At 38.4% G+C, this 25,035-nt stretch carries 24 protein-coding genes and 1 riboswitch; of the genes, 10 read left to right on the top strand and 14 right to left on the bottom strand.

All coding sequences use genetic code 11. From position 1 onward, the window contains the following. Positions 1–134 precede the first annotated feature (134 nt). From MHH51_RS22560 to MHH51_RS22535, 6 genes are all read right to left on the bottom strand, one after another. On the bottom strand, positions 135–959 hold the full coding sequence (locus MHH51_RS22560) for a PTS system mannose/fructose/sorbose family transporter subunit IID (RefSeq protein WP_156986207.1): 825 nt from the start codon (positions 957–959) through the stop codon (positions 135–137). Next, entirely contained in the window at positions 959–1,762 is an 804-nt protein-coding gene (locus MHH51_RS22555; protein ID WP_222595740.1) for a PTS sugar transporter subunit IIC, read from the bottom strand. Before MHH51_RS22555 ends, MHH51_RS22560 begins: the two co-directional genes overlap by 1 nt. 2 nt (positions 1,763–1,764) lie before the next feature. Then, complete coding sequence (locus MHH51_RS22550) at positions 1,765–2,235, bottom strand: PTS sugar transporter subunit IIB (RefSeq protein ID WP_339283709.1); 471 nt, start codon at positions 2,233–2,235, stop codon at positions 1,765–1,767. Next, positions 2,216–2,650, bottom strand: coding sequence for a PTS sugar transporter subunit IIA (locus tag MHH51_RS22545; protein ID WP_147211394.1), 435 nt, complete (start codon positions 2,648–2,650; stop codon positions 2,216–2,218). The genes MHH51_RS22550 and MHH51_RS22545 overlap by 20 nt, the downstream gene beginning before the upstream one ends. Beyond that, positions 2,647–3,732 carry a tyrosine-protein phosphatase gene (locus tag MHH51_RS22540; protein ID WP_339283707.1) on the bottom strand — a complete coding sequence of 362 codons (1,086 nt, stop codon included), beginning with the start codon at positions 3,730–3,732 and terminating at the stop codon, positions 2,647–2,649. The genes MHH51_RS22545 and MHH51_RS22540 overlap by 4 nt, the downstream gene beginning before the upstream one ends. A gap of 444 nt (positions 3,733–4,176) precedes the next feature. Continuing rightward, positions 4,177–4,977, bottom strand: coding sequence for a MurR/RpiR family transcriptional regulator (locus MHH51_RS22535; protein ID WP_339283705.1), 801 nt, complete (start codon positions 4,975–4,977; stop codon positions 4,177–4,179). A gap of 170 nt (positions 4,978–5,147) precedes the next feature. On the opposite strand from MHH51_RS22535, the gene MHH51_RS22530 reads away from it, so the two are divergent. The 8 genes from MHH51_RS22530 to MHH51_RS22495 all read left to right on the top strand — a co-directional run bounded on the left by MHH51_RS22530 (position 5,148) and on the right by MHH51_RS22495 (position 13,645). Further along, entirely contained in the window at positions 5,148–6,035 is an 888-nt protein-coding gene (locus MHH51_RS22530) for a LysR substrate-binding domain-containing protein (RefSeq protein WP_339283703.1), read from the top strand. A 114-nt stretch (positions 6,036–6,149) separates the two neighbouring features. After that, positions 6,150–6,518, top strand: coding sequence for a CidA/LrgA family protein (locus MHH51_RS22525; protein WP_147211390.1), 369 nt, complete (start codon positions 6,150–6,152; stop codon positions 6,516–6,518). Positions 6,519–6,523: 5 nt separating this feature from the next. Then, complete coding sequence (locus MHH51_RS22520) at positions 6,524–7,189, top strand: LrgB family protein (protein ID WP_339286353.1); 666 nt, start codon at positions 6,524–6,526, stop codon at positions 7,187–7,189. A gap of 350 nt (positions 7,190–7,539) precedes the next feature. Continuing rightward, positions 7,540–8,523 (top strand): LacI family DNA-binding transcriptional regulator, encoded by a 984-nt coding sequence (locus MHH51_RS22515; RefSeq protein WP_339283701.1) that lies wholly within the window; start codon positions 7,540–7,542, stop codon positions 8,521–8,523. A 251-nt stretch (positions 8,524–8,774) separates the two neighbouring features. After that, positions 8,775–9,620: a sugar phosphate isomerase/epimerase gene (locus MHH51_RS22510; protein WP_198048631.1), complete on the top strand. Its 846-nt coding sequence runs from the start codon at positions 8,775–8,777 to the stop codon at positions 9,618–9,620. Positions 9,621–9,647: 27 nt separating this feature from the next. After that, positions 9,648–10,748, top strand: coding sequence for a Gfo/Idh/MocA family oxidoreductase (locus MHH51_RS22505; RefSeq protein WP_339286352.1), 1,101 nt, complete (start codon positions 9,648–9,650; stop codon positions 10,746–10,748). Between the two features lie 347 nt (positions 10,749–11,095). Further along, a complete protein-coding gene (locus MHH51_RS22500; RefSeq protein ID WP_147211386.1) occupies positions 11,096–12,478 on the top strand; it encodes an MFS transporter in 1,383 nt (460 codons plus the stop codon). 63 nt (positions 12,479–12,541) lie between these two features. After that, entirely contained in the window at positions 12,542–13,645 is a 1,104-nt protein-coding gene (locus tag MHH51_RS22495; RefSeq protein WP_147211385.1) for a Gfo/Idh/MocA family oxidoreductase, read from the top strand. A gap of 100 nt (positions 13,646–13,745) precedes the next feature. On the opposite strand, the gene MHH51_RS22490 is transcribed toward MHH51_RS22495, so the two are convergent. The 7 genes from MHH51_RS22490 to MHH51_RS22460 form a co-directional block, all read right to left on the bottom strand. Beyond that, complete coding sequence (locus MHH51_RS22490) at positions 13,746–14,279, bottom strand: phosphoribosyltransferase family protein (protein ID WP_147211384.1); 534 nt, start codon at positions 14,277–14,279, stop codon at positions 13,746–13,748. Between the two features lie 18 nt (positions 14,280–14,297). Next, positions 14,298–15,368, bottom strand: coding sequence for an NCS2 family permease (locus MHH51_RS22485; RefSeq protein ID WP_339283697.1), 1,071 nt, complete (start codon positions 15,366–15,368; stop codon positions 14,298–14,300). A gap of 208 nt (positions 15,369–15,576) precedes the next feature. After that, positions 15,577–15,678: riboswitch (purine riboswitch) on the bottom strand. 108 nt (positions 15,679–15,786) lie between these two features. Then, positions 15,787–16,839 (bottom strand): hypothetical protein, encoded by a 1,053-nt coding sequence (locus tag MHH51_RS22480; protein WP_147211382.1) that lies wholly within the window; start codon positions 16,837–16,839, stop codon positions 15,787–15,789. A gap of 13 nt (positions 16,840–16,852) precedes the next feature. Continuing rightward, positions 16,853–17,959: an o-succinylbenzoate synthase gene (gene menC / locus MHH51_RS22475; RefSeq protein WP_147211381.1), complete on the bottom strand. Its 1,107-nt coding sequence runs from the start codon at positions 17,957–17,959 to the stop codon at positions 16,853–16,855. Further along, positions 17,956–18,774 (bottom strand): GNAT family N-acetyltransferase, encoded by an 819-nt coding sequence (locus tag MHH51_RS22470; RefSeq protein ID WP_339283694.1) that lies wholly within the window; start codon positions 18,772–18,774, stop codon positions 17,956–17,958. Before MHH51_RS22470 ends, menC begins: the two co-directional genes overlap by 4 nt. Beyond that, on the bottom strand, positions 18,761–19,909 hold the full coding sequence (locus MHH51_RS22465) for an amidohydrolase (protein WP_156986203.1): 1,149 nt from the start codon (positions 19,907–19,909) through the stop codon (positions 18,761–18,763). Before MHH51_RS22465 ends, MHH51_RS22470 begins: the two co-directional genes overlap by 14 nt. Before the next feature lie 5 nt (positions 19,910–19,914). After that, positions 19,915–20,784: a MurR/RpiR family transcriptional regulator gene (locus tag MHH51_RS22460; protein WP_339283691.1), complete on the bottom strand. Its 870-nt coding sequence runs from the start codon at positions 20,782–20,784 to the stop codon at positions 19,915–19,917. Positions 20,785–21,145: 361 nt separating this feature from the next. On the opposite strand from MHH51_RS22460, the gene MHH51_RS22455 reads away from it, so the two are divergent. Continuing rightward, the gene (locus MHH51_RS22455) at positions 21,146–22,354 is read left to right on the top strand and encodes a CDP-diacylglycerol diphosphatase (RefSeq protein WP_147211378.1); all 1,209 of its coding nucleotides are present in this window, start codon (positions 21,146–21,148) and stop codon (positions 22,352–22,354) included. A gap of 174 nt (positions 22,355–22,528) precedes the next feature. Here the strand turns inward: MHH51_RS22455 and MHH51_RS22450 are convergent, their stop codons facing one another. Beyond that, positions 22,529–23,287, bottom strand: coding sequence for a MurR/RpiR family transcriptional regulator (locus MHH51_RS22450; protein WP_147211377.1), 759 nt, complete (start codon positions 23,285–23,287; stop codon positions 22,529–22,531). 150 nt (positions 23,288–23,437) lie between these two features. Here MHH51_RS22450 and MHH51_RS22445 point away from each other — a divergent pair, with 150 nt between their 5' ends. Next, entirely contained in the window at positions 23,438–25,018 is a 1,581-nt protein-coding gene (locus tag MHH51_RS22445; RefSeq protein WP_339283688.1) for an alpha-glucoside-specific PTS transporter subunit IIBC, read from the top strand. The last annotated feature ends 17 nt before the right edge of the window (positions 25,019–25,035 follow it).

Raw genomic sequence — 25,035 nt, 5'->3', positions numbered from 1 at the left:
CTTAGCAAGGAACCGCGATGACAGTAAAAAAAGCCTGAAACGAAGATTTTCCAACGTTTCAGACTTTGAGCTTCACTAATATTTTTAAAATGTTAATGACGCCATATTTTATCCAATTATCTGTAAGCCATCCTCTATAAGATTCCAAAATAAGTTAAGGCTATTGTCAGAAGCATCATAATGACAATAATCATGGCCGCGTGAGAGCCTTTTGTTTTCTTGAGAACATGGTAAACAGTAATCGTAACTGCCAGACTTAAAACAGATGGCATAATTTGATCAAGCATTTCCTGGATAGCAATGACGTTCTCTCCAACTTCACCGGTAACACTGGACCCCGTTGATATTTCTAAGGGGGTCTGCACCTTGATTATCGTTGAAATAAGTGCGCCGACGACCATCAGTCCAACGACATTAGCCATCGTGGAAATTCTTTGAATTAAATTGCTTTCCTGGTTGTCATTCAAAAAGCCAATACCCTTTTTGTATCCATATACAATAGCATAATATCTAAGGCCAATGTTCACGATATTATAAAGAATAAACATCAGAATAGGTCCGATAATACTTCCGCTGAAAGCTAAGGATGCTCCGATACTGCCGATGATTGGTACCCATGTGAATTTAATTAGACTGTCACCCAGTCCCGCCAATGGACCCATGAGACCAGTTTTCAATGAATTAATTCCTTCTTTTTCATCTGGTCCTGTTGATTCCTCCATAGCAGCCGTAACTGCTAAGATTACTGCATCACCGTTTACATGAGAATTATAAAATTGAGCGTGTCGTCTCATTGCATCGGATAATTCTTCTTTATCGGTATATGTTTTTTCTAATACAGGAGCAATGGCACGCATAAATCCGACACCCTGTAATGTTTCATAGTTCAATGTGATTCGCATGGTGTTTAATCGCATGAACAACTTCCATAAATCTCTTTTAGTCAGTTTTTGTTCCATTACAGATCATACTCCTCTTCTCCTGTATTTTTGGATGATTCATTCGCTCCATTTGCGCCTGCTGCCGTTTTGCGTGTAATCATTTCATAGAAATATGCAAACACAATTGCGATTAAAGTCATTGGAAGAATATCTAATCCTAAGTAGGAAGAAAAAACAAATCCGAGAATTAAGAACATCCAAAGCTCAAACTTTTTAAGCATTGCAAGCATTAATAAGGCAATACCTACAGCCGGAATGATACTGCCGGCGGTTTCCAATCCGTTAATGACAAAGGTTGGCAAAGCATCTACAGCAGACTGAATTGCCCCAGCGCCGAAATAAAGAGCTATAAATGTAGGGACAGCACGAGCTGCACCAGTTAATAATGCTGGTGGATAGATTAACCAGAAGGTCCCTTTCACATCGGCGTTATCGGCCAGCCGTTTTGCCCAGCTATTTAATGAAACGTTGATTGTCTGTATTAATACCAGTAATTGCTGAGCTAAAATAGAAGTCGGGATAGCTAGAGTAATCGCAGTTGCAACCGCTGTTTCGATACTTCCATTTGTACTCATAATAGCTAATGAAGTACTGATAATTGTCCCTGTAATCAGGTCAGGTGCCATATATGCGCCTACATTTCCAATACCCATCCACATTATTTCAAGAGTCGCGCCGATTGCCAGCCCAGCTTGAACATCTCCTAAAATAAACCCGATAATTGGTGCAATTAATAATGGTCTTCGAAACATTTTTGTACTTACATCATCAATTCCGAGAATAAAAGCTATTAAGGTAATTACAATAATAGTCATGGTCATGACTAAATCACCTCATTCATTTTTACACGTGCTTCACTAGGTACCATTTGAATCGTAATATCTATATCCTTCGCAAGTAATCTTTCAAAGGAAGCTTTTTCTTCCGGAGTCAGTGATACTGCTTTTGTATATTGGGTACGTTCTGCGTTTCCACGCATTCCGCCAACATTCAGGCTTGGAATCTCATAGCCTGCATTAACCAGCTTCTCTACATCAAATGGTGAAGAAAACAGCAGCATGGTGTTCCGGGAAAGCGGGTTTTTTTGAATAACCTCCAGGAATTTTTCAGGTGAAAAAATATGCAGTTTAATATTGCTCGGTGCACTCATTTTCAACACATTTGATTGAATTTTATCCTGTGCAACGGTTTCGTTTAAAATAATTACCTGTTCAATACTGTGAACATTCACCCATGTGGTTACGACTTGGCCATGAATTAACCGGTCATCAATTCTACAAAATTTCACACTCATCTTCATCTTCTCCTTTATTTAATTGTTCTGTTATATTTGTAAAACCATCCTGATAGGTGCTTTTCAAGGATTCTGCAATTTCATCCAGGCTTCTGTCCCTGTTACTAAATAAATCAAGCAGCATTGGCAGGTTTAAACCGCTGACAGCTAAGACATTCTCTTCAGAAAGCACGATTCTCCCGCTCATATTAGAGGGAGTCCCTCCAAAAATATCTACTAAAATAACGGTTCCTGCGCTGCGGTCTAATTTATTTAATTCTTCCGCAAGCTCCTTTTCAGCATCTGCCAATGTTAAGTCCATACTTACTATGACAACACCACAATTATCCTGCTCTCCAACAATCATTTCTGCGCTTTTCAATGCATGCTTGGCAAACTCTCCGTGACTCGCAACAAGTACTGCTACTTGACTCATTTTGCAACACTCTCCTCCAGATATATCTCTCTCATTCTTTCTATTTGTTCCTCTGTCAGTCCAAAATGTTGAATCATATAGGCATCTACTGATTCATAAAGCTCTTTCAATCTATCAATACTGGCCTTCACATATTCTTCTCTAGTTTCAATCATCGCCATGAGATAATCTAAATAGTTTTGATTCGATGTTAGTGCACTGTAGTGCTGATATTTCAGCTGATTTCTTTCTCTTCTGATAATTCCTGTAAGAACATAATCTCGTATGATTTCTTCTTCTTTCACATTTAACAGCAGTAGTAAGAACATAGAGCCTAAGCCTGTCCGGTCTTTTCCTCCTCTGCAATGATGAACCAGCGGGATATTTTCACTGTCTGCACAGATACGAAGAAATTTTCCGTAAGCATTTTTGGCTTCGTCGGAATCAATTAATTTACGGTAATCTTCAATGACATTTTCACCATTGCCATTAATATATTCAGGATCAATTTCCCCTTTTTCTAAAGCGCTTACAAGTTTAACGTTTTCGCTATGCAAATCGATCGCATTGGCTGCTGCTTCCGAGAAGCTTGAATGTGGATCGCAATGATAAGTGTTTGCTACACTTGGTATTTCTACATTTGGATTTATGTTGCGTTCATGATCCGAACGATAATCGACAATGGTTTTCAAATTCATTCGTTCCAGCAGCTTTACATCATCTGTATCTAATTTTGATAATTGATCGCCCCGAAATAGCAGTCCCCATTTTGTAACTTTGCCATCATTCGTTTCATAGCCGCCCATATCCCGGATGTTAATCGCTCCATGTAATTGGATGACACGCTCTGAAAAGATATTAGTCTTAAACTCACCGGATTTAATTAAAAAATAATACGGTCCTTCCGCTACAGGTAACGAAACTGTAAACTCGCCTGTTGAGCTGGTAACGAGTAATTTATTGATTTTTTCTGCTTCCGGTTCTCTGCCGACATATAATTGATACTCTGATTTTGATGCGTTTGCTAATCGTATTGTTAGCTGGTTATCGTTCCTCTGTATTTCTATATTTGAAATTGTGTATGGTTGTTTGTATTCCCCCACAAAATACCTCCTTTAGTGCTGCTCTTGAATTTATACATATCATAAACGATGATAATTATTATTTCAATATGTAATTTGTGATAATAATTATCAAAAATGTGCGTGGAATTAGCGTTTTTACAATTCTTTTTGCAAAAGAGGCTCCTATTTATTTAAGAAATATAAAGTGAAACTTCATTCAGTGGAGGTTTTCTTTTCATCCTCCACTTGACATAAGGAACAAAGGCTAAATTCGCGACGTCGTGTCGCAACGCCTTTATGACCTACGTCCTATAGGCTCGAACCAATCGGGCCGTTACTGGCTGTTGACCTCCTATATAGAGTATTTAATTTTACTCTATTCATGAAGTGGGAGTCTTACAGCCAGTTACACTGCGATAAAAAAAGAACTTGAAAATAATTTTCCTTTTCTCAAGTTCCCGCGCAAAATTTTTTAATATTTTTTTATAAATCTCCAACAATTTCTCTTGTTTTGAGTGTTTTATCTTTAAATTCTTCATCCTCCAGAAGAAAGGTGGTAATAACATCCATTAAATAAACCATGGAAAATTGCGAGTTAGAAAATTTTTCATCATGGACAAAACGGGTGTTATATACATAAAATACCAGATCACTTAATTTAGAAACGGGGTTTTCGAAATAACCGGTGATAGAGACAATGGTTGCTCCATTTTTTTTGGCTTCCGTAAGAGTTTCTACAATGGAATGGGTAGTACCGCTGTTTGAAATAGCTATATATAAGTCTCCCGGCTTGGCTATACTTGCCTGCATAAGCATCCATAAAGGGTCTGAATAACTTTTGGCCGTTAACCCCATCCGCATTAATCGGATGCTGAAAAGGTCTGCGGTAACACCAGAGCTGCTAATGCCGATGATATTAATATTGGCTGCCTTTTTTATTAAGCTCAGGAACTCTTTAATCTTATTTATGTCAATTAACCGCTGTGTATTTTTTATGACATTTTGGTAGTATACAAGCACTTCGTCAGCGATTCCATGTGTTTCCTGATTCTCTTCAGGATCTGCTTTAGCATTGATAAGAAATTTCATATCCGAATAATTATTACAGCCAATTCTTTTTACAAATCTTGTAATGGATGCATTAGAAGTACCTGTTCTGTTTGCCAGTTCTCCAATTTTCATATTGTTAATCTCATGGCTGCAGCGCAGTATATAATCAGCAATTTTCTTTTCTTGTTTGGAAAAGTTCAGATAGTCTTCTTGAATCTTCATTAAAATATCCATGGTTGTCTCCTTTCAACAGATGCGTAAAATGCTTTAGTTATCATTATAACGTGAGTGGATATTTGCTGGAAGGATTAATGAAATATTTCATTTAATTGAGGACAGGATAAGTATGGCATTAATGGTTTTTTGAAAAATGATATATTGGTTATAGTAAAAAAACGGAGGTGATGATTTTGGAATTAAAACAATTACTTTATTTCAAGGAAGTGGCGAAGCATAAAAGCATTACAAAAGCTGCACAGCAAATACATATTTCTCAACCGGCACTAAGCAAGTCTATCAAGGCTTTGGAGGAGGAGCTTGAGGCGATTCTGATTATCCGGACTAACAAGACGATAGACTTAACAGATGCGGGAAATATGGTGTTAGAATACACAAAGGAAATAACAGGATTAGTAGATGAAATGAAATTGACGTTAAACGATTTAACTAATTTTTCGGTGGGTCAGCTCAATATTGGACTGCCTCCGTTTATCGGGAGTCTGTTTTTCCCGAAGGTTATGAAGAATTTTCATCGCAGTTATCCCAACATCAAATTAGATATTACCGAATATGGGGGAGCGAGGGTTGTAAAAAGTGTAGAAGAGGGAGAGTTTGAGCTTGGTGTGGCAGTACTTCCTATAGATGAGCAGATTTTCGATGTTTATCCCATCGTGGAGGAAGAAATGAAGCTGATTGTCCATAAAAATCATCCACTGGCTTCTTTTAAAGAAGTGGATGTAAAGGATCTAAGGGATGAAGAATTTATTTTTTACCATGAGGACTTTGCCTTAAACCAAATTGTACGAAATCATTTCTTTATTACGGCAGGTTTTGAACCTAAAATTTTATTTAAGAGTATGCAGTGGGATCTAATGTCTGAGATGGTAGCAGCTAATTTGGGAATAGCCATTTTACCGCAATCAATCTGTAACCGTCTGTTTACGAAGGATATTAATATTATCAGTCTTAAACCGACTATCCTGTGGAAACTGGCTGTCATTACAAAAAAAGGGAAATACATTTCCAATGCAGGAAGGAAATTCATTGATTTTATTTTAACCGATTCATTATAACTTTAAGTTATGAAAAGTATGATTAATATGTATTTTACGAATAGAGTAAAGCAGCGTAATATGGTTATTAGTTAATTTGAAATGAAGGAAAAGAAGGAAAAGAAGGGGAAGTGGATGAAAATAATAGGGGTTATTTTACAAATAGGCTTTTTACATGTTTTTCTCTTCTTAGGAATAGCATTAAAATACTTTATTCCTTTGCCAATCCCGTCTTCTATGCTTGGATTGTTTCTATTGTTTGTGGCGTTGTGCTGCAATATAATCAAGCTGGAATGGGTAGAGCAGGGTGCTAAATGGCTAATGGCCGAGCTGCTGCTCTTCTTCATCCCTTCGGCAGTAGGAATTGTGAATTACCAACAGATTTTCAGTTTGCAGGGGATAGGAATTGTATTTTTGATTCTTATCAGTACGATGATTGTCATGGGTGTCACGGCCTTAACTGCAGAAAAAGTATCTGCTAAAAGAAAGGAGGAAGGGCATTGATCATTGTGGTATTTACTATTGTAACGTATTTGATTTATTTACTTTCCAAAAAGATTTATAAAAAAATAACCATAGCTGCCTTTCATCCATTGCTGCTGGCGCCAATCCTATTGATTGTGTTAATTACTATCACACATGTGTCTGCCAATCAATATTTGCAGGGCTCGAAATTATTGTCGCATATGCTGGCACCAGCTACAGTTGCATTTGCCGTTCCAATTTATAAGAATTTAGCTATAATAAAAAAATATATCGGAACAATTGCTGTCAGCATTACGGTTGGTACGCTTGTGGCTATGATTTCGACTTTTTTGTTATCAAAGTTAATTCATTTGAGTGATGATTTTATTGTATCTATTCTTCCGAGATCAATTACAACCCCTATTGCAATGGAGGTATCTAAAGAAATTGGAGGGCTGCCGGCATTGACAACAGTTTTTGTTATTATAACTGGGATAGCAGGAGGGATTGTTGGCCCTAAAGTGCTGAAGTGGCTATCCATCAAGACACCGATTGCGAAGGGACTGGCTTTAGGAATGGGGGCACATGGTGTCGGTACGAGTAAAGCGTTGGAATATGGAAAACAGGAATCCGTTTTTTCTTCGTTAGCCATGATTTTTGCAGCCCTGATTACACTGGTTTGGGGGACATTGTTAACTACCTTTATTTAGAGTAAAAAAATATTGTTATTTTCATACATTTAAAGCTATTATGTTCTGAGATTTTTCAACGAATCAATATACAAATGAAGAAGTACCTCTGCCGACAGGATAAATCTATCTATGGAAGGAGGTACTTTTTTCATACTTGATGGGATTATCCAAGTTCTTTATATGTACAACAAAAAAACTAAAATGAAAAATGTTTAATGTCTCAGGCTATATTGAACAGATGCTCTTTCAATTATATAAAATTGATTGTATGATAATAAAGATAAGAAAAATCAACTATATTCAAAAATTTCAATGGCAGATGAAAAATATTATGTAATCGATTACTTTTAAGAATGGAGGAGATACTAATGGCTACTATACAGGAGGTTGCCAAATATGCAGGTGTTTCTGTTGCTACAGTTTCACGTGTGATTAATACCCCGGATAAAGTTAGAAAACATACGCAGTTTAAAGTTCAAAATGCAATCAGAGAGTTAAATTATGAACCCAGTGTTTTGGGAAGAAGCTTAAGAACATCTCAAACCAGGCTTTTCTTGGTGCTTTTACCCAGTATTTCCAACCCGTTTTACGCGCAAATAATAAATGGTATTCAAAATAAAGCAATCGAATCTGGATATAATATTCTTTTGTGTGAAACAGACTCAGATCCTGCTAGAGAAGTTATATTCTTTAATATGATTAAAAATAAACTGGCTGACGGCATAATTTCAATGGATCCTACAGTGAATAAGGAGAGATTAATTGAGCTTTCCACTAAATATCCAATTGTGCAGTGTAGTGAATATGCTAAAGATAATACCCTGTCTTATGTAACGATTGACAGTGAGCGGGCAGCATATCAAGCTGTTAAGCATTTAATCAAGCTGGGACATAAAAAAATAGGGCTTATCAATTTTGATAAAAAATTTCTTTATGCATCAGAACGATACAGAGGATATGAAAAAGCGCTAAAGGAATTTGACTTGGAAATTAAAGATAATTGGATTTATAATACAAAGCATCTAAATTTTGAGTCGGGACAGCAGGCAATGAGAGTCCTGTTGAACCAGGCCGATCGGCCAACTGCTGTTTTTGCTGTTTCAGACGTATTAGCAGTAGGAGCGTTGAAAGAGTTACATATTAATCAGTTGAGGGTACCGGAAGAGATGGCTTTGTTTGGCTTTGATAATATTGAATTTTCGAATGTAGTATATCCTCCCTTAACTACGGTAGCACAACCAATGTATGATATGGGCAGTATTTCAGTTCAGATGCTTATGAGTAAGATTAGAGGAGAAGAAGTAGAAAGCCTAGTTTTGGACCACCATTTAATAATTCGTGAGACCACCTGAAGGGACTTATTAATAATAAATATTGGTAAATAATGAAAAAACTGACAAATTTGAATTTTCGCTTGACATTATTTTTGAGGAGCTATAGACTTTTAAGTAATCGATTACATTTGCTGAAATTTGAGTGTAAACTATCTTTAATGTTTAAGAATACTAATATCAATCTTTGAAAAAAGGTAGTATAGCCTGGATGGTTGCGATTAATTAAAAATAAAATGTAATCGATTACAAAAAAGGAAAAGGGGATGCATATGACATTATCTATGGGATTGCAGTTGTTTTCAGTACGTGATGAGTTGGCAAAAGATTATTTCTCTACATTAAAAAAGATTGCTGATATTGGCTATCGGAATTTAGAATTTTTTATCCATGATGCTGATAAAGAGATGAAGATAGAAGGCCTGGAAGCGAAAGATTTAAAAAATAGATTAGAAGAGCTGGGACTTAAGGCGATTTCTATGCATGTATCACCTCTTACTGATGAAATTATAGAAGAGGCAATAACTTATAATTTAGAGCTGGGAAGTGGAGGCATAGGCTGTTCAATTGCATTTTTCAGTAATAAACAAGAGGTTTTAGAGTTCAGTAAAACACTAAACAAATATGGACAAAAGTGTAAGGAGAAGGGTCTTGACTTTTATTACCATAACCATTTTCAAGAGTTTCAAAAATTCGATGGAGAATACGTTCTTGATATTATACTGAAAAACACCGATCCTGAGCTGGTTAAACTGGAATTTGATACTTATTGGACATTAAGGGGCGGCGTAGACCCTGTAGACTATCTTAAAAAAGTAAAAGAGAGATGTAAAATTATTCATCAGAAGGATATGCCGTCATCAACGAATCCGGTGAACGCTTTTGAAAGCATAGATGAGAATGCGGTCATTGATTTTGACGCTTTCATTCCATTCTCCCAGCCAGAGTATTTCACAGAAATTGGAGATGGAATGATGGAAATTCCAGAAATTATTAAAACGGCGGAGGATATTGGAAGTGCAGAATATATCTTAGTAGAACAGGATTTAACAACTAGAAATCAACTGGAGAGTATTGAAATCAGTTACAAAAATTTAAAAAACATGCTAAATGAATAGTTATTTTGGAGGCTGATACATTTGAATATAGATAATAAGTTGAAAATAGCCATTATTGGATGTGGAGGTATCGCTCTGCAGAAGCATCTTCCTGCTCTTGTAAAGCTTACGGATAAAACAGAACTGGTTGGTTTTTGTGATGTCATAAAAGAAAGAGCTGAACAAGCATTAAAGGAATATGGAAGTAGTGAAGCAAAAGCATACACAGATTACAAGAACATGCTGGAAGAAATAGATATTGATGTAGTTCATGTGTGTACACCTAATATATCTCATGCAGAAATTACAATTTATTCATTGGAAGCCGGAAAGCATGTTATGTGCGAAAAACCCATGGCTATTAATTCTAAAGAAGCGGAACAAATGCTGGAAACGGCACGGCGGACAGGTAAAAAACTAACCATAGGTTATCAAAATCGTTTCCGTCAGGACTCCATTATGCTGCATGAGGCGTGTAAGAATGATGAACTGGGTGATATATATTTAACAAAAGCACATGCGGTAAGAAGAAGAGGTGTACCGACATGGGGCGTTTTCCCTGATAAGGAAAAACAGGGAGGAGGGCCGCTGATCGATATTGGAACACATGCATTAGATCTAGCACTATGGTGTATGAACAATTATAAGCCTAAAAGTGTATTTGGTTCGACTTATCAGAAACTGAAAGATAGACCTGAAGGAAACATGTTTGGTCATTGGGACCCAGAGTCATTTGAGACTGAAGATTCGGCTTTTGGTTTTATAAAAATGGAAAATGGTGCAACAATCTTTCTGGAATCTGCATGGGCTCTCAATATGGTAAATACAAAAGAAGCGCAAGTAACCCTTTGTGGTACAAAAGGCGGTGCAGAAATGTTTGGTGAAGCATTTTTAGATAAAGGTTACGTTGTATTTAATCATGTTGCTCATAATCAATTAGTGGAGACAACGCCGTCGGGAGCTGGAGGAATATACGGTTTTTCAGGGGAGACTCTTGAGCAGAGAGATGCAGAAGCAACCCAATGGATTGATAGTATTTTAAATGATACGGAGCCTTTGGTAAAACCAGAAGAAGCTTTCGTTGTTACACAAATTTTAGAAGCAATTTATAAGTCTGCAGAGACTGGACAAGTTGTTGAATTAAATTAAACATTATTTATTGTACCCAAGAATGTATTGTGATAACTGTACGTAGAAAAAGAAGAAACGAAGCAGAGGGCAGCCCGAGAAAAGGTTCATTTAATCGTTACTCGGGCTATCTTTATGAGGATGTTCAAAAAGTTCCCAAATGATAAGCGGCGAATCTCTGCGTTGACGTGACTTTTCCGTTACTCACGTATTTAAAAGCATACGCTCCGTTCGGAAAAGTCACGTCGCCTGGATCTTCTTGCTTCTAATTTGACTACTTTTTAAACACGCATTTTATATGAAAAACTTGTTCTTAAGCAGATAAATTTCAGATGGAAAAATAATTTTAGGAGAGGTGGAGAGACGTATTGGCAGAATTAAATGTTAGTCCTGCAGTGCCGGAAATAAAAAAAGGAAAACCGGAAAAATTAGGAATGCTGGAAAAAGTCAGTTATGGTTTTGGCGATTTAGCTTCAAATTTTGTTTGGGGAATGACAACAAGTTATCTGCTCTTCTTTTATACAGACGTTTTTGGGATATCAGCTGCAGTGGTTGGGACGCTTTTTCTAATTACAAGAATTTGGGATGCTGTGAATGACCCTATTATGGGTATTATTGTAGATAAAACAAATTCAAAACATGGAAAAGCCAGGCCCTATATATTATACTTAGCAGTTCCGTTCGCGATTTTGAGTGTTCTGACATTTATAACTCCTGATTTTTCAAATACAGGAAAAATAATTTATGCGTATGTTACTTATTTTCTATTAGGTATGATTTATACAGGGATCAATTTGCCTTATGGAGCATTATTGCCTCTTATGACCAGGGATTCCATTGAGAAGTCCAAATTAGGCAGTTTTCGAATGATGGGACTCGCTGCCGGATCAATTGCGGTCTCTGCTCTTACACTTCCGCTGGTTGATTTATTGGGAAATGGTAACCAGCAGCTGGGGTTCCCTATTACGATGGCTCTTTATTCAGTAGTTGGCGTTGTTTTATTTATGTTTACTTTTAAGTTTTGCAAGGAACGTTTTACGGAACCTGTTGATAAAAATAATCCGATAGTGTTTAGAAAAGCTGCGGTCAACATGTTTAAAAACCAACCCTGGTTGATGGTGGCAGTCAATTCTTTGATTTATTTTCTGCGTATCGGTCTATTCTTTGGGGTGTTAATATACTATGTAACTTATGTATTAGAACAGCCGCAAATGGTTCCGCTATATTTAACTCTGGCAAATGTCGCGAATTTTGTAGGAGGAGCCATTGCCCCTTTTATTCTTAAACGATTGGGCAATAGAAATGGGAGTATTATTTTACTGACACTTTGTGTTCCGTTATTTATTGCCATGCTCTTATTGGAAAATGGATCATTTACTGTTTTTACAACAGTCTTTTTCATCGCATTTACTTTTATTGGTGTTAATGGTGCTGCAAACTTTGCTTTATTAGCAGATTCTATCGACTATCAGGAGTGGAAATATGGGCAAAGAACAGATGGATTACTGTACTCTGCTTATAGTTTTGCCACTAAATTTGGTATTGCCATTGGATCGGCTGCAGTGGCATATGCTCTGGCGTGGGCAGGATATAACCCTGACGCTATTACTGCTTCTGCTCAGGATATGATAAGAGTTATTATGTATGCTGGTTTGATTGTCCTGACTATTGCTCAAATTATAGCTCTCTTTTTTTACAAATTGGATAAATTTCACGCTTCTATTGTTGCTGATTTAAGGAACAGGGACTAAAATAATTAGATTATGAAGAGTTTAAAATAGGCTTTTTAAAAGTAGAAAGAAAGGATCTTAAATATGCAAAAAATAAATGTGGGAATTATCGGTTGTGGAAATATTAGTTCTATTTATTTTGAGAATTTGAAAGCGTTTTATAACATAGAGGTATTAGCTTGTGCTGATTTAGATATTTCCAGAGCTGAGGAGAAAGCACAGGAATTTAGTATACCGGCAGCTTGTACGGTTGAAGAGCTCTTAGCTAATCCGGATATTGAATTAGTAGTTAATTTGACCAATCCGAATTCACATGCGGAAATTCATCTTAAAACACTTGATGCTGGCAAGCATAGCTATAGTGAAAAACCTTTAGCAACAGAATTAAAAGATGGCGAAGAGATTATGCGTTTGGCAAAAGAAAAGAATCTGTTAGTTGGGGTAGCTCCAGATACTTTTTTAGGTGCCGGAATTCAAACAGCACGTAAATTAATTGATGACGGATGGATAGGCGCTCCCCTTGCTGCTACTGCATTTATGATGTACCGTGGACCGGAAAGCTTTCATCCAAGCCCGGGATTTTTATATCAGCAAGGGGCGGGACCGCTATTTGATATGGGACCTTATTATTTAACTGCACTAGCTGCTTTGTTAGGGCCGATAAAGAGTGTGGCAGGTATGGCAAAGATATCCTCTCCTAAGCGGGTAATTACTGGAGAAATTAACTACGGTGAAGAAATCGATGTCGATGTACCGACACATGTAGCAGGTTTATTGGATTTCCAAAACGGAGCGATAGGTACACTTATTACGAGTTTTGATGTGTGGGGAACGAGAAGCTCTAATATTGAAATTCATGGTACCACCGGCAGTCTTATCGTTCCGGATCCTAATAATTTTTCTGGTTCAGTTTACGTGAAAAAACAGGGCCAATTAGATTTTGAAGAAGTACCGCTTACACATAGCTTCAGAGGAAATAGCAGGGGAATAGGAGTTTTAGACATGGCTGATGCTATCCTCAGGCAAAGGCAGCATCGGGCAGATGGTTTACTTGGCCTTCATGTATTAGAAGCAATGCAGGGATTATATACTTCCAGCAAGGATCAGAAATATTATAATATGAAATCGAATTTTGAGACGCCTTCTACTTTACCAATGGATATTTTAAAGAGCGGGAAAGGTATCTAAAGGCAAGCCGGCAAATAATTCAGGCTTATCATTCTAATCAAAAACATCCGGATCTAAAACAAAATTTCGTTTTAGGATTCGGATGTTTTTATATTCTTACCTAAAATAAAGGCAATTCCTCTAAAAAGATAATATCTTTCCTTTCGGCAGCACTGCCCTCTGCTAAAAGAGCAGCTTTTGCTGTAACATTTGCACCTGCTCCTTCCAAAAGCTCCTCCAGAGCACGTACAGATTCACCTGTACTGATTACATCATCGATAATGGCAACTCTTTTTCCATGAAGTAAATCAGCATCTTTTCCATCAAGACACAAGGTCTGTTCCTTTTGTGTTGTAATGGAGGTTACCTTTTTAATCAGCGGGTTCTGCATATAAGGTTTAATGCTTTTTCTCGCAACAATGTATTTATCCATTTTTAACACTTTTGAAATTTCATGAATTAACGGGATACCTTTTGCTTCAGCTGTTACGATATAGTCAATTTCCGGCAGCTTTTCTGCTAATAATGGAGCAAGATAAGTGACTAATTCCGTATCTCCCAGAATATCAAAACTGGCAATCTTTAAATCCTCTGCTACAGCAACTATTGGCAATACTCTTTTCAAGCCTTTTATATCAATCTCAAATGTTTTCATTCTGTCCACCTCGTTTTATTAGAATCCGAATAAATTAATTAAGAACTGCATGACGACACCTGCGACCATACCGACAAAAGGATCGGTGATGGATGTTACCACAACCGTAGTTGCTCCGACGATGCCGCCAGAACCATCTGCTGTTAAAGATTCGATTGCATTACCCGGTAATGTAACGATTGCTCCCAGAACAAACAAGAAGCCTGCAATCGATGCGGTCGGTATGTATTTCCCTATTTTCGGCAGGATGCCAAAAAGAAGAATAATTGCCATGATAACCATCATTAAGACGCCTGACCAGACGGCATGAGGAGCGCTGGCTGTGGCAGAAATAACAACTTCAACAGGACCGCCGCCGAATAGAGCAGAGACCATAGAAGCAACACCGCTGATGACAGTAAGAACATCAAGATTTAAGCTTTTTTCAGCAATCGCACTATTAATATTACCAAAGGCGATATTAGCACCAATGTTTAAACAGGCCAATGCCAGAGCTCCACGGATAACAGCTGGATTAAAAACAAAGGGCTGGAGTGCTATCTTCTCTTTAGGAAGAGATTGAGCTGCGCCGGCAGTATCATTTTTGTGAACAAAATAGTAAATCAAGCTGGAAAGAATCACTGAAACGGCGATGGTATAAACGAGATCCTGCGTCGCAATATAAGTAACCAGTGCACTGGCAAAGGAGATAATTCCAGCCAGTCTGTCTTTCTTAGCCATATCCCAGGCTACCTTTGTCAGCATCAGACCAACTCCTGCCATCATACCTGTTGTAACAACGGGGCCAATCCATTCCACGATGCGCTCCAGTAAACGGAAGGCACCAATGATCACCATGAAACAGGCTCCAAAGAAAAGCATAGACAGCCTTTCCTTCATATTTTTCCCTAACGTACCGGCAACAGTAATAGACTCTGCTTGAAATGAAATGACTGCTACTGTTCCAGTAAAGGCATTTCCCACAGCTCCGACAATAAATGCTAAAGCAGTAGGGACTGAAGCAAAGCCGAATGCTAATGCTAACAGGCCCTGAGGCAGTCCATTCAGCACACCGCTTAATGCTGCCAGAATATCCTTTAAAATATCCATGCATTTCCTCCATTTGCACCCGCATATCTGCATTAATTAAATAGAGGTTGGTTTTATCAGTAATTATAATAGAATGATCCCAGCCGCCAATTAGATGTAATCAGGTTGTATATAGAAAAAGCCGCCTATTTTAGATAGACGACCAGATAACTAGAATCAACAACAAAAAATCAGTACACTCCGTGTGTACTTGCTCAGTCAGTGTGTTCTATTATAATTAACCGTCCATAGTAGAGTAATTATCGGTTACTCTGTAGAGACTCCCGGACCATATTACCAGGAATATACGGGGTGCTATTTATTTTTTGATTACGAATAAAATTTATCACAATAAAATGATAAAGACAATAAGAATTGATAATTACTTTAAAAGAAGATATTTTAAATAGCTTTGTTTTGAGAATGCCGCTTCAAATATTTATACCTTGGCCTTACCTCTTCTGAACCAGGCAATAATCGCTGCAATAATCAAAGCAAATCCCAGATAACCCATCGTAGAATATACCTTTCCGACAAGTGTTGTAAATCCGGCAAAACTTGCCACAAATCCAAGTAACCCAATAATAACCACAGCAGGCTTATAGGCTTTTCTATCAGGTGCGATAAATCGTACGGTAAAGGAGTAAAACATACCAACTGCCGTATTATACATCATACCAAGCAGGGCAATGGCCATCAGAATACCAACAATAGGGTGAATTTGTTCCGCTAATGCAAGGGTTGGCATGTCCATTCCCGCAACTACATCTATTTTTACGAACATACCGATGTGAATCAGGATAATTAAACCGCCAAGCATAACGCCTCCTAAAATACCTCCAAGACCGGCAATTTTACGGTCTTTCTCGCCGCCGCTCATAACGATTAGCAATGCTGCACCTGCTGCCAGGTTGTAAGATACATAGAGAAAAGCACTTAACAGCCAGTTCGATGCTGCAGAAGTTTGTTCTTTTGCTATGGCATCTGCTTCAGTAAGGGATAAATCCATTGTGAAAATAGAATAGATTAAAATGATAAAGATAATCGCAATTAAATAAGGTGTAATGGCTGCGATGATGCCGATAATCTTTTGTGTATTTAATAGTAATGTCAGAATAGTCAATGCCACCATAATGATGCTTCCTGCCATTGTATTAATTCCAAACATTTGCTCAAAGGTGGATCCGGAGCCAGCAAACATAACGACGGCTACACCGAATAAGAAAAAGGTAATCAAGATATCCAATATTGCTCCGATATAACGTCCGCCTATATAATAAATAACGCCTTTATGGGAGGCTGCCTGCAGGTCGGTTCCCAGCTGGGCAAAGGTGTAGCCTAAAAAGACGAAGAGAAGGGTGGCGATAATTCCGCCGACTGTTCCCCAAATACCAAAACTGGTAAAGTATTGCATAACTTCCTGCCCTGATGCAAATCCAGCTCCGACAATAAGACCAACAAAGGCGCTTCCTATTTGAAAACTCTTTTTCATCTGACTATCTCCCTTATCTGTAATCTTTCTTTGCTACGGTGTAAGCCTCTACAGCTTCCCGGTCTACTTCATAACCAATTCCAGCTTCTGTTGGAACGGTAATATAACCATTTTCTGCAACAACTTCCGGTGTAATAATATCTTTTTCCCAGTAGCGGCTGGATCCGGCAGTATCACCAGGTAAAATAAAGTTTGGCAGAGTTGTTAAGGCAACATTATGTGAACGGCCGATTCCTGATTCCAGCATACCGCCGCACCACACTGGAATACCGTTTTCTGCACAGTAATCGTGGATTTTCTTCGCTTCAGTTAATCCGCCGACCCGGCCGATTTTAATATTAATAATTTTTGTGCTTCCGAGCTCGACTGCTTTACGTGCATCTTCTAATGAGTGAATGCTTTCGTCTAGGCAGATTGGTGTTTTGAGTTCCTTTTGCAATTTTGCATGATCAATAATATCGTCGGATGCTAATGGCTGTTCAATCATAGTCAGGTCAAAGTCATCTAACTGTTTTAACAGGTCAATATCCGCTAAACGATAGGCAGAATTAGCATCTGCCATAATGGCTGTGTCCGGGAATTTTTCACGTAATGTACGCATCACATCTACATCCCAGCCGGGCTTAATTTTTACTTTCATGCGTTTATAGCCTTCTTGAATGTAGCCATCTACTAATTTGACGAGATCATTAATGGATTTTTGAATGCCGATACTGATACCGACCTCAATTTTTTCTTTTGCTCCGCCTAATACTTTTGCGAGAGGCTGGTTGGTCTGCTGTGCATAAATGTCCCAGACGGCTCCTTCGAGTGTTGATTTTGCCATGTTATTTTTCCGGATGGCTGAAAAGATTTCATTTACTTCATCAGGGTGTTTTAATTCTTTATTTAAAATAAGCGGGATTAGAAAATCCTCCAGCATGTGCCAGTTGGTTTGCAATGTTTCCTCATTATACCAAGGTGCGTGAAATGCAACAGATTCCCCCCAGCCGATGGTGCCATCCTCATCTTTTGCTTCCAGTAATAAAAAGTCCCGGTTCGTAAATGTGCCAAAGCTTGTAGTGAAAGGTGCTTTTAATTTCATTTGCAAATGACGAATAGTAATTTCTTTTATTTTCATGATTGATCTCCTCCAAGGTCTAAGTTTTCTTTCCTTACAAAAATATATTTTCCGTAGTTTTCAAGGGCTTTCAGTCGTACAGCTGCGTAGCCAGCCTTAAAAAGTTTCTGAAACAATTCCCTTGTCTGCAGTCTCCAATCCATCGCTAAATCTTGACTTGCTGCTTTTAGACCTTGAAAATCCCTAGGTATATTGATGGAATAGGAATATTCAGTTAATTCAGGTGGTTGTTTTTCTTTGTGAAAGGCGGGTAAGCCTGCCTGATTATAGGTTAGTGTATTTAAAGCTATCGGGTTTTCTGGGTTTACCAATTGTTTTTCAACCACGTATGGGCTTTTCAGATGCCAATGGATTTCAAAGCGGTCTGAAGGAAGCCCTTTATTAAAGCCATCCTGCATTTCGCCGTAACAATTTTCAATATAGGTGTTGCAAATACCGTTCAGCTTGGTGAGATTAAGATAGGCATTACGTGTTTCCAGCGGATCATATGTCCACTTCATCATGTCATAACCTTTCTGGATGGCGATTTCCCGTTGTCTTTGCTTCAGCGTTTCTCCGATACCCTGGGAACGGTATGCCGAGTCAATACCAAGCATATGAGAGCATAGATAGCTTTTGCCGTTATCGAAGCCTGCAAATCCATAGCTGAAGCCGACTAGTTTGCTGTCTGCATAAGCTCCGACAATGATGCCTCCGTTTTTGACTGCGGTAAGCGTCTGGTGGGTGGGGAGAGTTGCCATTCCCCACACTCTTCCTTCAAGCTCTTGCATTTGTTCCATTTCTGCCATTGTTTTCAGTTCTTTATATTGAATCATTTTGGATCGCTTCTTTCTTTGTCTGTTGTAATGCCAGAACAAGTGCCCGTGTAATAATTTCAGCTCCGGTCGGCAGGCGTTTTCGATTAAATGTCATTTTTGGATGATGGAGTCCTGGTGTAACCCCGCATCCGAGACCAAGCATCGTTGTTTGCAGCTGCGGCTTGGAATACGTATAAAAATGAAAATCTTCTCCACCTGGTGTAATGACTTCCGGCGCGCAATTTTCTTCTCCTGCCACATCGATAATTGCCTGCTTCATAATGGATTTGGCTGTGTCGTCCACTTGAGCTGCAGCAATATGTGCATCTACTTTGTAATCAATGGAAACATCATACAGTGTACTGACAGCTTTAACAGCCTTTTCAAAGCCTGCGGTCAAAGCATCCATTGTTTCATTTGTTTGTGCCCGTGCATCAATACTGAATGCTGCACTGCCCGGAATGATATTTGTTGATGTTCCGCCTGCCTGTATTTGTGTCATTTTGATAGAAGCAGATTCAGCAGGGCTGATCCAAATACGCTTAAGGCCGTCAATCAGCGCTGCTGCAGCCTCAATAGCATTTGCTCCCTGCTCCGGTCTTGCACCGTGTGCTTCTGCACCATGGATCTCTCCAGTGAAAAGCTTAGCTGCGCCATGATGCAGTGCTGGTGCGTAGGTTCCATCTTCTAATTCTATGAGAGGGCGGACATGTGTACCGAATAAAAACTGGAGCGGATCGATAACACCCTGATCAACAAAAGCCTTTGCCCCCTGTGCCTTTTCTTCGGCCGGTTGGAAAAGGATGCGAACAGCTCCTGGCAAGGTAGGCTCGAGCTCTTTTAATAAAAGGACAGCACCGAGAGCTACGGTCATATGACCATCATGACCGCATGAATGGTTTGCCTGGAATGCTCCATCGACCTCTTGCCATAAAGCATCTATATCGGTTCTGAACCCAACCTTGGGAGTCCCTTTCCCGATGTCTACATATAATCCTGTCATATTATCAAATGTATGCGGTTCTAAACCCTGCTGGCGCAAAAAACGCACCAGATATGCTGTTGTTTCTACTTCGTTCCAGCTTATTTCCGGGTTCTTATGAAAATGCTCAAAGATTGGCTGTAATCGTTCTGCTAATTGTTGATTTGTCATTACTCTCAACTCCATCTGTCAGAAATAAAACTATTGTTAAAATCATCGAAGTTCACGCGCTGCTTATCATAATAATCCGGATCAAATGTCATCATTCCTGTTACCATTAAATTAAGGAAGGAAATAAGTGATGGCATTAAATCAATTGTTGATTTTTCGGTTTGCTCCAATATAAAAGCATGGGTACAGTGTTTTTGAATCGGCGCCAGCTTGGAATCAGTTATGGCAAGCAAAGTTACTCCCTGATTATGAAGGGCTTCCGCGATATGAATCGGTTCTTTAAAGTAGCGGTGTAAGGAAATAACGATGACGACAGAGTCCTCATCTATTTCCTGCATTGTCCGAATAAGCTCCGGTGTATCTGTTTGAATAATTGATACATTTGGCCTCAGGATATTTAATGTAAAATGGAGCCACTGGACAGGGAACTGTGATGCACCGGCTCCGATAATATATATTTTTTTTGCTTGATGTAATTGATGAGTGGCTTTATAGAATAATTCTTTATCTATTTGTTTAGCAATTCTGTCAATTTGCGCTATATCTTTTTCCATTGCTTTCTCAATCAGATGGTGATCATTAAACAGCTTCCTTTTAGCTGAAAAATAATTCCCCAGTGTACTGACACTATTTTGGTTAAAAACAAATAAGGTGATTTTCTTTTGCAGCTGCGCGTAGCCCTCAAGCCCAAGTGCATAACAGAAGCGAATAACTGTTGTTTCACTTGTGTCGGCCTTCTTTCCAACCTCAGCTGCGGAATGTGTACCAACAAAGGTTGGATTATTTAATACGAAATTCGCTACCTTTTGCTGTTTTTTTGATAAGGTATTAAAATGCATTTCAATTAATTCTTTAATTGGTTGGTCATTTTCCAAAAAGAAGTCCCTCCTTCATTTTTAAGAAAAAGAAGTTTAAACTTTTTAAAACTTTAACATAAATATAGAGGGATAACAAGTAATTTTCAGAAAAAATAATATAGAGTTATTATTATGACAGCGTATCCAGATGCTGATGAATTATGAGGAAAAGGGCAAATTCAGGTTAGTAGAAGTTTTATTTTTAATAAAGATGTATTTTTTCAAGGTTAATTAATATTTATTACATGATGGGTAAGGTTAGACAGAAGTCAGATTCATTTTAATTCTAGGAGTGAAGTGTTTAATCTTTCCGTTTTTCGGTTAAAGGAACATAGTTATACCAGAAGATAGCAGACAAAAAAATAGAGGTGAAACTAATTTGAGTGAAACAACAGAATATATCGGTCTAATAACTGCACCTGGTTATCCAAAAGAAATAGGAGCAAGGCTGCAAAATGAATTGCCATCATTGCTGGATTATTATGTAAAAGAAGAAGTAGAATGGAAAATTGATTATATAGAAGATCCCTTGCTCGGCGGGGGAGCAAATTCTAAAGAAATACTGGAGGCAACAAAGGAAAAGAAAGAGGAGAAGGAATGGGATTATGCGGTCTGTCTGACGGACATTCCATTGTTTATAGAAAATCGAATGATTGTGGCTGAGGCAAATGAGGATGAAAATATAGCGCTGATTAGCATGCCCAGCTTTGGCTCTACCTTTATGATCAGGCGTTTGCGGGAATCTATCATGCAGCTCGTTAATGAAATGTACTATGGGAGCTCAGAGGAGAGCCGGGAGCGTTCTGCATTGCGTATTGAGTCAAAGAGAAGCAAGCATAAAGGGATTGATGTGGATGATTCGAAAAATCTAATGACGAGCAGATTTCTTGGCTGGCTGTCTCCGCTTAAGCGTGAAACACCAAATGATGGGGAAGAGGAATACCTGGATGTGCGTTTTACAGTCGGACGCAGAGGAAGTATTTCTATCCGTTTATTGGCTGGAATGGTACGAGCCAATCGGCCCTGGTCTCTGTTTCCGTCGTTTATGAAAATCCTGATCATTGCTTTTGCTACGGGTTCTTATGCACTTGTTTTTCCAACCCTGTGGCTATTAAGCGAGCATTATACGATTTTCAGAATGTGTTTGCTTACTGTCTTTTCTATATTGGCGATGACAGTATGGATTATTTTGATTCATCGGTTATGGGAGAGGAAGCGGGATCAGAATATCAGCTATGTGCGAAGGCTGTATAATGCGACGACATTTTTTACTTTATTGATTACGGTGTGTATTTACTATGTCATGCTGTTTGGTTTATTCCTTGTCGGTGTATTTGTTTTTATTCCAATGGGGATGCTGGAGGATCAGCTTACGGGGACCCCAGGGCTAAGTAATTATTTCTATATTGCCTGGATTGCTGCCAGTGTGGCTACAGTTATTGGTGCGCTGGGTACAGCGTTAGAGGATGAAGATGTTGTGCTGAATGCGACTTATGGCTATCGGCAGCGTCAGCGCCAGGAGCGGTTGAAAAAGGAAAGGGAGAAGGAAGAGGAGGAGAATAAGGAGAAAGAATCATTTACCAACTAACATAAAAAGGAAGAACAGCTTTTCTGTCATGCTGTTCTTCTATTTCTTTCTAATAATTGACCTCCTGCATAATAATGGAGCACATCAGCAGTGCAAATTTATTATGCAGGAGGTTCTTTGGTTTAAATAAGGAGGATACAGGGCTCCTCCTAAGCGCTGCTTGTTAATTAATTTTTATTTCTTCAGCTGTTCCATCTTCCACTCACTAAACTTTCTGAGAATAATATCAAAAACAATATAGAACGGCAGAAAGCTCGAGTTGTCCACTTTATTATACAGATAAAATGGTGTGCTGTTTACATAGATATTAAACATTGCGTTTTGAGCAAGTAAATTATTACGCAATGTTGTTACGCTGATATATTTAATATTTCTTGTTTTAATCATATGAATGATTTCATCCAGGTTTTTCGATTCTCCAGATAAAGAAATAATAAATAACAGATCGTCCTTATCAATTTCCCCAAGTCCATCTGTAAAGTCCCGCTCACTTCGCATTACCTGGGATTTCTTATGGAGCGACCATAATTGCCTCTGTACATCATTGGCTAAATCCAGCTGTGCCGTTCCTGTGCCGTAAATATAGATATAAGGAGCGCGATCAATCAGCTGATTTAGCTGGTAAAAGTCCAGCTGCTCCATGTACTTCATTGTCTGCTGTATATCCTGGTTGAGCAGCTCCATTAAATCCTGAGTTGTCTCTTCGGTGAAACTATTTAATTTAATATAAGATTTTAAATCACTATAGCCATCTAAACCTATCTTTCTGGTAAGGCGATGGATGGAAGAGATGGAAGTATGAGCATAGTTAGCCAGATCCTGAATTTTCATCGTCTTCATTTCATCAATATGTTCATGAATCGTTTTAATAATATGTAAGTCGTTCTCATTTAAATCATCAAAGTATTGGTTTACCAGTTTATCTAAAATCATCTCGTTCACCCCTTCTGCTGAAAATATTTTCGTTCTATGAAAATATAATCTAATGTTACTATGCTATTTCTAAACACGTCAAACCTATTGGAATTTGTAAGCGCTGCCTATATATTGGAATTACAGATTAAGACGAAGGAGTTTTTGTTTATGAATGCAATTAAGCGGTTTGGCAGTGCGATGATTGTTCCTGTTCTTTTATTTGCGTTCTTTGGTATTGTTGTCGGACTTGCAACTTTATTTAAAAATCCGGCTATCATGGGGAGCATCGCTGAAGAGGGTACGATGTGGTATAACATCTGGTCGCTTATTGAAAGTGGAGGATGGACAATTTTTGATCATATGGAGCTGGCTTTTGTTATTGGGCTGCCCATTTCACTTGCTAAGAAAGCGCAAGCACGTGCAACACTTGCGGCGTTGATGGTTTATCTGGTTTTTAACAATTATATCAATGCTATTTTAACCCTTTGGCCATCTACCTTTGGAGTAGATTTATCCCAGGGAGTTGAAAACTTAACAGGTGTAAAAGAGATTGCAGGTATCCCGACTTTGGATACAAATATTATTGGTGCTATTGCAATATCAGGCATTGTCATTTGGATTCACAATCATTTTTATGATAAAAAATTGCCTGAAATGCTGGGAATTTTCCAAGGCCTTGTATTCGTTACCATTATTGGCTTTTTTGTAATGATCCCTTTTGCTTTTCTTATTGCATTTGTATGGCCGTATGTGCAGCAGGGAATCGGCTCATTACAAGGATTCATTACACAGGCTGGTTATCTCGGTGTCTGGCTATTTCATTTCCTGGAACGAGTTTTAATTCCAACGGGTCTGCATCATTTTATCTATACACCGTTTGAATATGGACCGGCAGCTGTCAATGAAGGGTTAAAGCCATACTGGATTACCCATTTAAATGAATTTGCTAACTCAACAGCAGCCTTAAAGGATCTCTATCCATATGGATTCTTAATGCATGGAAACATTAAAATGTTTGGCTGTTTAGGTATTGCCCTCGCCATGTACTATTCAACACCTAAAGAAAACAGAAAGAAAGTACTTGCGTTAATATTGCCGGCTACATTAACAGCAGTATTTGCAGGCATTACCGAACCGCTTGAATTTACATTCTTATTTATTGCGCCATACCTATTTGTTATCCATGCGCTTCTTGGAGCGACAATGGTGACGATTATGAACATGTTTGGTGTCGTTGGCATGATGGGCTCCGGCTTTATTGAGATAGCTGCATTGAACTGGATTCCGCTCTCTTCCAATCATGGAGGAATTTATATAGTCCAAGCTATTATAGGGTTTATTTTTGTAGCATTGTACTTTGTCATATTCAGATGGCTTATTGTTAAATTCGATATTCCATTGCCAGGCCGTAAAAACGAGAAGGAGGTTAAATTATACACAAAACAGGATTATCAAAATGCGAAACATGATGGTAATCATGCAGAGGAAGCTCCTAAATATGATTCTGAGTATGAAGAGAAGGCGGTCTATTACTTAGAAGGACTTGGCGGCAAAGAAAATATTAAAGATGTTACAAACTGTGCAACACGACTGCGTGTGACAGTCAATGACCCTGATTTGGTCAAAGGAAATGATTACTTTACAAATAATCAAATGGCGCACGGAATAGCTCAAAGCGGTCAAAGTATACAGGTGATTGTTGGCCTGAGTGTACCGCAAGTAAGAGATTATTTTGAAGCGAAACTTTAAACATATATGAGGAGGAG

Origin of the sequence: Oceanobacillus sp. FSL K6-3682 (assembly GCF_037976165.1) — a bacterium.
Taxonomy (GTDB): domain Bacteria; phylum Bacillota; class Bacilli; order Bacillales; family Amphibacillaceae; genus Oceanobacillus; species Oceanobacillus sojae.
This window is presented reverse-complemented; position numbering and strand designations above follow the sequence as displayed.

Excerpts from the sequence above, each read along its gene's own strand:
- MHH51_RS22550 (WP_339283709.1), bottom strand. The coding sequence starts at position 2,235 with ATGAGTGTGAAATTTTGTAGAATTGATGACCGGTTAATTCATGGCCAA.
- MHH51_RS22480 (WP_147211382.1), bottom strand. The coding sequence starts at position 16,839 with ATGAAAAAGAGTTTTCAAATAGGAAGCGCCTTTGTTGGTCTTATTGTC.
- MHH51_RS22470 (WP_339283694.1), bottom strand. The coding sequence starts at position 18,774 with ATGATTCAATATAAAGAACTGAAAACAATGGCAGAAATGGAACAAATG.
- MHH51_RS22515 (WP_339283701.1), top strand. The coding sequence starts at position 7,540 with ATGGCTACTATACAGGAGGTTGCCAAATATGCAGGTGTTTCTGTTGCT.
- MHH51_RS22560 (WP_156986207.1), bottom strand. The coding sequence starts at position 959 with ATGGAACAAAAACTGACTAAAAGAGATTTATGGAAGTTGTTCATGCGA.
- MHH51_RS22555 (WP_222595740.1), bottom strand. The coding sequence starts at position 1,762 with ATGACCATGACTATTATTGTAATTACCTTAATAGCTTTTATTCTCGGA.
- MHH51_RS22535 (WP_339283705.1), bottom strand. The coding sequence starts at position 4,977 with ATGGATATTTTAATGAAGATTCAAGAAGACTATCTGAACTTTTCCAAA.
- MHH51_RS22510 (WP_198048631.1), top strand. The coding sequence starts at position 8,775 with ATGACATTATCTATGGGATTGCAGTTGTTTTCAGTACGTGATGAGTTG.
- MHH51_RS22490 (WP_147211384.1), bottom strand. The coding sequence starts at position 14,279 with ATGAAAACATTTGAGATTGATATAAAAGGCTTGAAAAGAGTATTGCCA.
- menC (WP_147211381.1), bottom strand. The coding sequence starts at position 17,959 with ATGAAAATAAAAGAAATTACTATTCGTCATTTGCAAATGAAATTAAAA.
- MHH51_RS22465 (WP_156986203.1), bottom strand. The coding sequence starts at position 19,909 with ATGACAAATCAACAATTAGCAGAACGATTACAGCCAATCTTTGAGCAT.
- MHH51_RS22525 (WP_147211390.1), top strand. The coding sequence starts at position 6,150 with ATGAAAATAATAGGGGTTATTTTACAAATAGGCTTTTTACATGTTTTT.
- MHH51_RS22545 (WP_147211394.1), bottom strand. The coding sequence starts at position 2,650 with ATGAGTCAAGTAGCAGTACTTGTTGCGAGTCACGGAGAGTTTGCCAAG.
- MHH51_RS22485 (WP_339283697.1), bottom strand. The coding sequence starts at position 15,368 with ATGGATATTTTAAAGGATATTCTGGCAGCATTAAGCGGTGTGCTGAAT.
- MHH51_RS22450 (WP_147211377.1), bottom strand. The coding sequence starts at position 23,287 with ATGATTTTAGATAAACTGGTAAACCAATACTTTGATGATTTAAATGAG.
- MHH51_RS22530 (WP_339283703.1), top strand. The coding sequence starts at position 5,148 with ATGATTTTGGAATTAAAACAATTACTTTATTTCAAGGAAGTGGCGAAG.
- MHH51_RS22445 (WP_339283688.1), top strand. The coding sequence starts at position 23,438 with ATGAATGCAATTAAGCGGTTTGGCAGTGCGATGATTGTTCCTGTTCTT.
- MHH51_RS22495 (WP_147211385.1), top strand. The coding sequence starts at position 12,542 with ATGCAAAAAATAAATGTGGGAATTATCGGTTGTGGAAATATTAGTTCT.